The sequence below is a fragment of the Immundisolibacter sp. genome (assembly GCF_041601295.1).
Taxonomy (GTDB): Bacteria; Pseudomonadota; Gammaproteobacteria; order Immundisolibacterales; family Immundisolibacteraceae; genus Immundisolibacter.
The window spans coordinates 1-8,344 of record NZ_JBFIII010000107.1 but is presented as its reverse complement, the minus strand read 5'-3'; the positions used below and the strand labels follow the sequence as shown (position 1 = coordinate 8,344).

13 protein-coding genes and 2 pseudogenes are annotated in these 8,344 nt (G+C 59.5%); 8 read left to right on the top strand and 7 right to left on the bottom strand.

Translation table 11 applies throughout. From position 1 onward, the window contains the following. Positions 1-308: IS3 family transposase (locus ABZF37_RS12345; protein ID WP_372720340.1), on the top strand; the 308-nt coding region annotated here is incomplete at its 5' end. Between the two features lie 129 nt (positions 309-437). Here the strand turns inward: ABZF37_RS12345 and ABZF37_RS12340 are convergent. From ABZF37_RS12340 to ABZF37_RS12330, 3 genes and pseudogenes are all read right to left on the bottom strand, one after another. Continuing rightward, complete coding sequence (locus ABZF37_RS12340; protein WP_372720338.1) at positions 438-872, bottom strand: type II toxin-antitoxin system VapC family toxin; 435 nt, start codon at positions 870-872, stop codon at positions 438-440. Further along, the gene (locus ABZF37_RS12335; protein WP_372720336.1) at positions 862-1,089 is read right to left on the bottom strand and encodes a DUF2281 domain-containing protein; all 228 of its coding nucleotides are present in this window, start codon (positions 1,087-1,089) and stop codon (positions 862-864) included. Before ABZF37_RS12335 ends, ABZF37_RS12340 begins: the two co-directional genes overlap by 11 nt. A gap of 250 nt (positions 1,090-1,339) precedes the next feature. After that, positions 1,340-1,729, bottom strand: a pseudogene (locus tag ABZF37_RS12330) (IS30 family transposase); the annotation flags it as partial. Between the two features lie 14 nt (positions 1,730-1,743). Here ABZF37_RS12330 and ABZF37_RS12325 point away from each other — a divergent pair. The 5 genes and pseudogenes from ABZF37_RS12325 to ABZF37_RS12305 form a co-directional block, all read left to right on the top strand. Continuing rightward, positions 1,744-1,845 (top strand): annotated as a pseudogene (locus ABZF37_RS12325) (hypothetical protein); the annotation flags it as partial. Between the two features lie 117 nt (positions 1,846-1,962). After that, positions 1,963-3,750, top strand: a complete 1,788-nt coding sequence (locus ABZF37_RS12320) for an RHS repeat domain-containing protein (RefSeq protein ID WP_372720334.1) — start codon at positions 1,963-1,965, stop codon at positions 3,748-3,750. A gap of 13 nt (positions 3,751-3,763) precedes the next feature. Then, positions 3,764-4,402 (top strand): hypothetical protein, encoded by a 639-nt coding sequence (locus ABZF37_RS12315; protein ID WP_372720332.1) that lies wholly within the window; start codon positions 3,764-3,766, stop codon positions 4,400-4,402. A gap of 88 nt (positions 4,403-4,490) precedes the next feature. Beyond that, positions 4,491-5,351: an RHS repeat-associated core domain-containing protein gene (locus tag ABZF37_RS12310; protein ID WP_372720331.1), complete on the top strand. Its 861-nt coding sequence runs from the start codon at positions 4,491-4,493 to the stop codon at positions 5,349-5,351. Between the two features lie 82 nt (positions 5,352-5,433). After that, on the top strand, positions 5,434-5,640 hold the full coding sequence (locus ABZF37_RS12305) for a hypothetical protein (protein ID WP_372720329.1): 207 nt from the start codon (positions 5,434-5,436) through the stop codon (positions 5,638-5,640). Between the two features lie 37 nt (positions 5,641-5,677). Here the strand turns inward: ABZF37_RS12305 and ABZF37_RS12300 are convergent, their stop codons facing one another. From ABZF37_RS12300 to ABZF37_RS12290, 3 genes are read right to left on the bottom strand one after another with little or no spacing between them, the layout of a single operon-like run. Next, entirely contained in the window at positions 5,678-5,986 is a 309-nt protein-coding gene (locus tag ABZF37_RS12300) for a type II toxin-antitoxin system RelE/ParE family toxin (protein ID WP_372720327.1), read from the bottom strand. Further along, on the bottom strand, positions 5,976-6,161 hold the full coding sequence (locus tag ABZF37_RS12295) for a hypothetical protein (protein ID WP_372720325.1): 186 nt from the start codon (positions 6,159-6,161) through the stop codon (positions 5,976-5,978). The genes ABZF37_RS12300 and ABZF37_RS12295 overlap by 11 nt, the downstream gene beginning before the upstream one ends. 12 nt (positions 6,162-6,173) lie before the next feature. Continuing rightward, a complete protein-coding gene (locus ABZF37_RS12290) occupies positions 6,174-6,488 on the bottom strand; it encodes a helix-turn-helix domain-containing protein (protein ID WP_372720323.1) in 315 nt (104 codons plus the stop codon). Between the two features lie 101 nt (positions 6,489-6,589). Between ABZF37_RS12290 and ABZF37_RS12285 the strand changes: the two genes are divergently transcribed. Both ABZF37_RS12285 and ABZF37_RS12280 read left to right on the top strand, forming a co-directional pair. Next, positions 6,590-7,144 carry an RHS repeat-associated core domain-containing protein gene (locus ABZF37_RS12285; protein ID WP_372720321.1) on the top strand — a complete coding sequence of 185 codons (555 nt, stop codon included), beginning with the start codon at positions 6,590-6,592 and terminating at the stop codon, positions 7,142-7,144. A 47-nt stretch (positions 7,145-7,191) separates the two neighbouring features. Further along, a protein-coding gene (locus ABZF37_RS12280) for an IS5 family transposase (RefSeq protein WP_372720319.1) occupies positions 7,192-7,946 on the top strand; the annotation gives its coding sequence in 2 pieces (ribosomal slippage) (positions 7,192-7,510 and positions 7,510-7,946; 756 coding nt in all). 230 nt (positions 7,947-8,176) lie between these two features. On the opposite strand, the gene ABZF37_RS12275 is transcribed toward ABZF37_RS12280, so the two are convergent. Continuing rightward, positions 8,177-8,344 (bottom strand): aldo/keto reductase (locus ABZF37_RS12275; RefSeq protein ID WP_372720342.1); only part of this gene is annotated, 168 nt, incomplete at its 5' end.

The window sequence follows — 8,344 nt, the reverse complement described above, 5'->3', positions numbered from 1 at the left end:
GCAGGCTTTACGCCAGCGGCGAGTACCGGCGAATCCTGGAGGAGCACGGCGTGCTGCCCAGCATGGGACGCACCGGGGACTGCTACGACAATACACCCGCCGAGAGCTTCTTCAGCACGCTCAAAAACGAGTTGGTCCATGGCATCCATTTTCAGGATCGCGACCACGCGCGCCGCGAGGTCGTGTCGTACATCGAGGGTTTCTACAACCGCAGGCGCCTATACCAGGCGCTGGGCTACCTCAGTCCGACGGCGTTCGAGCACAGATTGGCGGTATCTTCTTTAACTCGTCCGTCAAACCCGGGATAGCCCAAACCGCAATTAGGACAATAGGGGGCAACCTTCAAGTTGTACTTGGGGATTGGCAGTATCCTTGTGATTCTAGGAACTGCGTTGGGCTTGGTGCTCCGAAACAAAATAGTGGAAGTTGACCTGGGCTTAAATCCCTTCGATCCTGATCGCCTCCCCAAACCGCTCGAAGTCTTTCGTGTTGTGCGTGAGCAGCGCCGGAATGCCATAGGCCTGCATGGTGGCGACGATGTTGGTGTCATGCACCTGTTTGCCGCCAATCTGAAAATCCCCCATCAGCTTGACGAGTTGGCCGGTGACGGCGGCAGTGTCGTCCGCCACTTGAAAACGCTCTATGAACTGATCGATCTGTTCGAGCGCCGTGGCCTTTGGCAGGTTCTCGAAGGCCTGGGGCCGGGTCATCGTAACCAGATACTCACGAATGATCTGGCGGCTGATCCAGATCGTTCGGTTGGCTTGGTAGGCGGCATTGATTGCCGCCAGCGCCTGTTCATGAAATGGCGTTTCGATAACATTGGCGTAGACCAGGACGTTGGTATCGACGAACAGCGCGTTATCGTCCATCGTCGCCATACATATCCTCGCGGCGTAGACTCAAATCCTCGGGCCACTTGCCGACGCTGATCACCGGAAAATCCAGTGGCTCGCGCTTAGCGTGCTGTTTTGCCCGTGCTCTCTGTTTCAAGAAATCCACAAAATCCTCGACCTCGGCGATGCGTTCAGCCGGTAGTGATTGAATCTTCTCCACCAGGTCCTGCATAGGTTCTGTCTGAATGCTCATGTTCTGTTCCCTCCGTCAGCCGATGGCGGCCTTGGGGCCGGTCAGTTCGCGGAAACGGTGCTTGAGGATCACCAAGTCCAGAATCTCCTTGGCCAGGTTCTTCTCCCGATCCGTCAGGGTGTCTACCTCAAGGAATGGGGATCACCTTGAAGCGCCATGGCGCGGATCTGATCGGTCTGTGTCCGCTCCATGATGATCATAACCGAGCTTGGTGATCAGCCCAAAGAACAACCTTTGGCACTGGGTAGTCTCAAGAGTCAAGTGCAACACGGTTGGAAAATTTGGCCATCTCTTCGGCCATGACTTCGGCGGGCGTTTTCCAGCCGAGCGTCATGCGCGGACGATTGTTCATGAGTCGCGCGATGTCGTTGAGTTGGGTCTGACTGACACCGGAAAGGTCGGCGCCTTTCAGCAAGAATTGTCGGAGCAATCCGTTGGTGTTTTCATTGCTGCCGCGTTGCCAGGGGGCGTGCGGATCGGCGAACCAGATGTCCAGATTGAGCCGCCGTGCCAGCTCGACGTGGCGCGCCATTTCGCTGCCGCGATCGTAAGTGAAACTCTCGCGCAGGAAGGCGGGCAGTCGGCTCATCTGGCGCGTGAAACCGACCGGCCCATCGTTGGCGGTGCAACCGTCCATGCGGCTACGACGGCGCCGACAACCCGGTCACCAGCACCGACCCCAATGGCCACCAGACCGGCACCGTTTACGACCCCGGCAACCGCCTGATCGAGCAGATCGACGCGCTCGCCGGCAGCACCCACTACCAGTACAACGCCAACGGCCAGATCAGCGCCCCCAACGGCGCCAGCACCGCCTACCAGGTCGATCCCCTGGGGCGGGTGATCCAGGAAACCGGCCCGGACCGGGGCACCGTGAGCTACAGCTTCGACCTGAACAACAACCTGACCGGCCTGACCGACGCGCGCGGTGTCACGCGCAGCTACCGCTACGACGCCCTGGACCGCCTGACCGGCATCGCCTACCCGGACGGGACCCAGAACGTCAGCTTGAGCTACGATACCTGCGCCCACGGCAGCGGCCGGCTGTGCGCCATCACCGATCACAGTGGCAGCACCGGCTACGCCTACGACGCCTACGGCAACCTGACCGCCAAGACCGACACCCGGGAGGGCATCGCCTACACCCAGACCTACCAGTACAACGCCAGCCACCAGAGGGTGGCCATGACCCTACCCAGCGGGCGCACCGTCAGCTACCGCCGCGACGCCGTGCAGCGGATCAGCGGCATCGACAGCACGCTTGGCGGCGTCGCCCACAGCCTACTGGACGTGCAGTACAGCGCCGCCGGCCAGGTCACCGGGCGCAGCTACGGCAACGGCGTGACCGAAACCCGCCAGTACGACCTGCAAGGGCGCCTGACCCAGCTGACCGTGGGCAGCGTCGACCAGACCCTGATGGCGTATGACGCCAGCGGCAACCTGCTGACCCGCGCCAACACCAGCATCGCCAGCGCCTACGGCTACGACGCCCTGGACCGGCTGACCCAGCAAGTCCACGGCGCCAGCCAGACCGACTACCGCTACGACGGCAACGGCAACCGCCTGGGGCAGGTCAGCGACGCCGGCGCGCAGACCTACGCCTACAGCCCGACCAGCAACCGCCTGAGCGCCATCGACAGCCAGCCGCTGAGCCACGACGCCGCCGGCAACCTGACCCAGGACGCCCAGGGCCGGACCTACCACTACGACCAGGCCGGGCGTTTGAGCGCCGTCGAGCAGGGCGCCACCACCCTGGCCAGCTACCGTTACGGCGCCGACGGCCTGCGCAGCCACAAGGTGGTGGGTGGCGCGGTCACCGTGTACCTGTACGACCTGCGCGGCAACCTGATTGGCGAGGCGGCCGGCGACGGCAGCCCGCTGCGGGACTACCTGTGGCACGATGACGTCCCAGTGGCACAGATCGACCAGCAGGCCGGCGAGATCCTCACCTACCTGCACGCCGATCACCTGCAAACCGCCCGCCTGGCGACCGATCAAAGCCAGGCCATCGTCTGGCGCTGGGAGGGCAGTGCCTTTGGCGACACGCCAGCGGAAGAACTGTCCACCGTCACCGTGAACCTGCGCTTCCCGGGGCAGTACTTCGACAGTGAGACCGGGCTGCACTACAACTGGAACCGGTATTATGATCCGGCCACGGGGCGGTATATTACGAGTGATCCGATAGGGTTAGGTGGTGGGACTAACACCTACGCCTACGCAAACGGGAACCCGCTGTTCTGGGTCGACCCCTGGGGACTGTACCCGAATTGCTTCAGAGGGATTCCGCGAGTTTCTACGTCGACTAAGACTATTTTCGACGAGCAAATACTCCTGCAGTTCCGCATTCTGCATCCGCAGAATTATCGTCCCTCGGCTGGCGGTAACTTTCCTCCTGGAGGCGGCAAGCTGCCGATTGGGCCAGAGGTCGGGGTGGACTGGTGGCTCTGGGAACACACCCTGAAACGTATCAGTGAGTTTAAGATTACAAAAACCATTACTGTTACAACCATCTGGTGCGAGGAAGAGCGCAACTGCGAAAAATTTCGCTGGGACAACGATGACATCAAAGAGCAGGAACGAAAGGAACTAGTTGACGAACTCCTGAGGTGGTTCAATCGGAAGCTGTATAAAGCTGGCACTAATAGTTGGCCACTACCGTAGTGGTACCAAATTCATGAAACGAATGATGTTGGTATTCGTAAGTATGGCCATGGTTGCGTTGTCGAGCGTATTGTCTGCGGAGCAGAACAAACTTTTTGAGTTGGTGTGTCACGAGACTGACGTAGATGAGGTGTACAACGCTATCAATAACGTTGAATGGTCTAACGCCAATCTCGCGGCGGTCCGCACACTTTGGAGAGAAAATTTGAATAAGTACTCTAAAGTGCCTCGAAGTGCATCGGACGTCGATATGATTCGGCTGGCGCTCGCGAACGTACTTATTCAGGCAACTCGTCATTGTCGCGCCAGTGGCATAGAAATGAACGAGTTACACAGCTTCGTTCTATCAAAAACGAAGTCTGAAGACTTGAGTGTTCGGGGGCAAGCAACCTATCTTATTGGGCTGGCCGGGGATGAATCAGATATCCCATTTCTCGTATCCGTTGTTGAATCAGAAAAAGAAGGCTACGCAGAGGGAGGGGCGCTATCGATATCGTTTATTCACAGCGAAAGAGGTCTGGATGCTTTGCGGAACTTAGTGAGGAAGGTCTCTCGACCGTCGTTGAGGGTGTTTCTTCGGGACTTGGTCGAGACATACGGGGCGTATCCTCTCAAGGAACAATCGGAAGGGTGCTTGAATTACTTGAATTAAAGCGGCCAGGCTCGAATACTTCGATGATCAGCGAAACCGATGAGCGCGGCTTCAGCTCGCTGCGTACCACTACGACCAGGCCGGGCGTTTGAGCGCCGTCGAGCAGGGCGCCACCACCCTGGCCAGCTACCGCTACGGCGCCGACGGCCTGCGCAGCCACAAGGTGGTGGGTGGCACGGTCACCGTGTACCTGTACGACCTGCGCGGCAACCTGATTGGCGAGGCGGCGGGCGACGGCAGCCCGCTGCGGGACTACCTGTGGCACGATGACGTCCCAGTGGCACAGATCGACCAGCAGGCCGGCGAGATCCTCAGCTGCCTGCACGCCGACCACCTGCAAACCGCCCGCCTGGCGACCGATCAAAGCCAGGCCATTGTCTGGCGCTGGGAGGGCAGTGCCTTTGGCGACACGCCACCGGAAGAACTGTCCACCATCACCGTGAACCTGCGCTTCCCGGGGCAGTATTATGATCAAGAGACCGGGCTGCACTACAACTGGAACCGGTACTATGATCCGGCCACGGGGCGGTATACAACATCAGACCCAATCGGTCTCGACGGTGGACTCAACACCTATCTCTACGCGGGAGCCAATCCCTTGCGGTATACCGATCCAACAGGTGAAAGCGCGGTAGTAGGGGCGCTTCCGATTGCGGGCGGATTTGCGGCGGCGGATGGTCCTTTCCCGTTCGGTGATGTTGTCGCTGGGTTAATTATCACGGGTGCTGTGATTTACGATATGTGCTCGGATGATGACGAAGACGATGGTTGCGAAGCGCTGTATCAGAGCACCCTTAGAACATGTGCGTCCCTGACAGGACGTACACGGTTCGCTTGTTCGAGGCTGCAAGAATTAACAGAGAGCAGTGCTACCAAGAAAGAGGGAAATAGATCTATTGAGGTTCAAGATGGCCAATTATATTGCGGAAAGGCATCTCCTATTCTCTGAAAAGGGTGGCTCCGCCAAAAGAAATCTATGGGTCAGAGTTTCAGCTCCGAGCCCCATTGATCAGGAGACTGTCAAGTTTCCCGTGGATGATGATATGGCGGTATGTCATGTAGAGTTCAATGGTTTAGATGAGCATAACTTTAACGTGTATGGGATGGACTCGTTGCAAGCCGTAAACATGGCATCGAATATTGAGGCCGTACTAGAGAGACTTAGCAAGAAGTACGATTTCTACTGGCCCTCTGGCGAGCCTTATTTTGATGACGATAATACAGGTGCGGAGAAATAGAACTGTCTCCCCTAAGCCCCGCGTTCGCGGGGCTTCCTCAACCATCATCCCACGGTTTTTTCTCCTGCCCGGCGACATCGCGGCGGCCGTGCATGACGGCGAGAATGAGCACGCGCTCGGGTTCCAGGCGATACATCACGCGATAGCCTTTCACGATAATTTCCCGCAGCGCTTTATCCTCGGCCTCCGGGATCATCCGGCCGCTTTCCGGAAAGTCCCTCAGTCGCCGCGTGGCGAGCACCGCCTTCTCGCCGAAGCGCCGGGCATAAAACGCCGAATCGCGGCTGATGTAGCGCACCAACTCATCGAGATCATCGCGCGCCAGATTCGACCATTCAACGCGCATCGTTGAGGTAGCGCTTTTCCATCTCTTCCTGCGACGTCACCTTGCCTTCCTCCGCCGCCTGAAGCGAACGCTCCAGCTTCTGGCGCACATAGAGGGCGTACATGGCGTCGTCGAAGGTGGCCTGCTCCGGCAGGTGCTCGGCGATGTCGTGGACGATTTGCTTGACGGTTTGCATGATGAACTCTCCTCACGAAGCTTGTTGAATCACTGTATCGATCATCTCGATCACAAACTTTTGCTTGGCGCGCGGCAAGAGGCTAACGCGCTCCATTTGCGGCTGCGGTTTGGGCGTGGGGCCGCGCTTGCCGCCGGTTGCTCTGCCGTCCTCGTCCAGTCGCAGTTCATCGATGGACGTGGCCAGCAGCGCGGCCCAAATCGGTAGCGCCGACACCGGATTACGCCGCCGACCCACCGCGTAGGAAACGGCCGTTTGCTGGGAGACGCCCAGGGTGTCCGCCATCTGAATTTTGGTGATCCCCCGCGCCTTGCGCAGTTCGGCCACGCGCAAAACAATAGGCGACAGACCACGTTTTATCAATCCAGACCCCGCCGGCCGGCGACGGCAGCCCGCTGCGGGACTACCTGTGGCACGATGACGTCCCAGTGGCACAGATCGACGCCATGGGCACCGACACGCTCACCTACCTGCACGCCGACCACCTGCAAACCGCCCGCCTGGCGACCGATCAAAGCCAGGCCATTGTCTGGCGCTGGGAGGGCAGTGCCTTTGGCGACACGCCAGCGGAAGAACTGTCCACCGTCACCGTGAACCTGCGCTTCCCGGGGCAGTACTATGATCAAGAGACCGGGCTGCACTACAACTGGAACCGGTACTATGATCCGGCCACGGGGCGGTATATTACGAGTGATCCAATTGGGTTCGCAGGAGGAATTAACCCCTATGGCTACGTTACTAGCAATCCCCTCCGGTTTATCGATCCATTGGGGCTCGCTATTATGGGCCGATGGGACGGGAACAGGGCAGCATCCGTTATGGGCACGATCGATAGGATCGAACTGTTAGATTTTGGCGTGCGTTTGATTACTGCATCAGTGTCAATTGCGGAAGTCTTCGTGTCCGGAACTGGGGTGGCTACGGGTGGAATTATTTGCACGGAAACTGATGATTGCTCTGGTGAAGTTCTTAGGCCCTGTTAACAATCAGGTTTAGACTACGGCTCCAACTCATTACAGGAGTTGGACCGATGGTTAGACGCACGCTACGCGATGACCAATGGGAGCGGATCAAAGACCTGTTGCCGGGCAAACCGACGGATCCTGGCGCCACCGCCGCAGACAACCGACGGTTCATCGAGGCGGTGCTGTGGGTGCTGCGAACCGGCGCCCCGTGGCGCGATCTGCCGCCGGTGTTGGGCCACTGGCACACGACGTACATGCGCTTCTCGCGCTGGCACAAGACCGGCGTGTGGCAACGACTCCTGGACGCAGTCAGCGGCGACGCCGACCTGGAAGAAGTCTTCATTGACAGCACCGCCATCCGCGCCCACCTGCATGCCGCCGGGGCACCCAAAAAAACGGCACTCAGGCATTGGGCCGCTCTCGTGGCGGCTTCGGAACGAAGATTCACCTGATCGCCGACGCCTTGGGCAATCCGCTGACGTTCCGGCTCACCGCGGCGCAGGAGGCCGACATCACGCAAGCGCACGCGCTGCTGGCCTCCATTGACCCACCCGCCGCCGTGATCGCCGACAAAGGGTACGACGCGGACGCCTTCGTCCAGGCCATCGCCGACACCGGTGCCCACGCGGTGATCCCACCGCGGCGCAACCGCCATCAACCCCGGTCCTGGGACACGCATCGCTACCGCGCCCGGCATCTGATCGAAAACCTGTTCGCGCGCCTCAAGCAATTCCGCCGCCTCGCCACACGCTATGACAAACTCGCTTCGCATTTCGCTGCCTTCATCCTGCTCGCCTGTACCTGCGTATGGATGGCATGATTGTTAACAGGGCCTAACCTCCGCGGACCGCTAGCGGCTAAAAGGCCCGATCTGTGGTGGATGAGGAAAATATCATGTTCTGATCTCGAATTCTGCACGGTAGGGCTTGGCGTGTAGACGCAACAGGCACAGTTGGTGCGTTGATCTTGGGCGGTTTAAGGGATCCCCTCACGTAGGCCGGACATGGCGCGCCCCAGACCAGTGACATACCTGAAACGCGTAGCCACGCTTCAGGAAAAACCAGCAACCGGGTGCGGCACGTAGGCCTCTTCCAGCACCGTAATCTCCTCCGGCGTGAGCTTGAGCGACGACGCGGCCAGCGCGTCCTCCAGGTGCTGGGGCGTGGACGCGCCGATGATCGGGGCGGTGATGGCCGGCTTGGTCAGCATCCAGGCCAG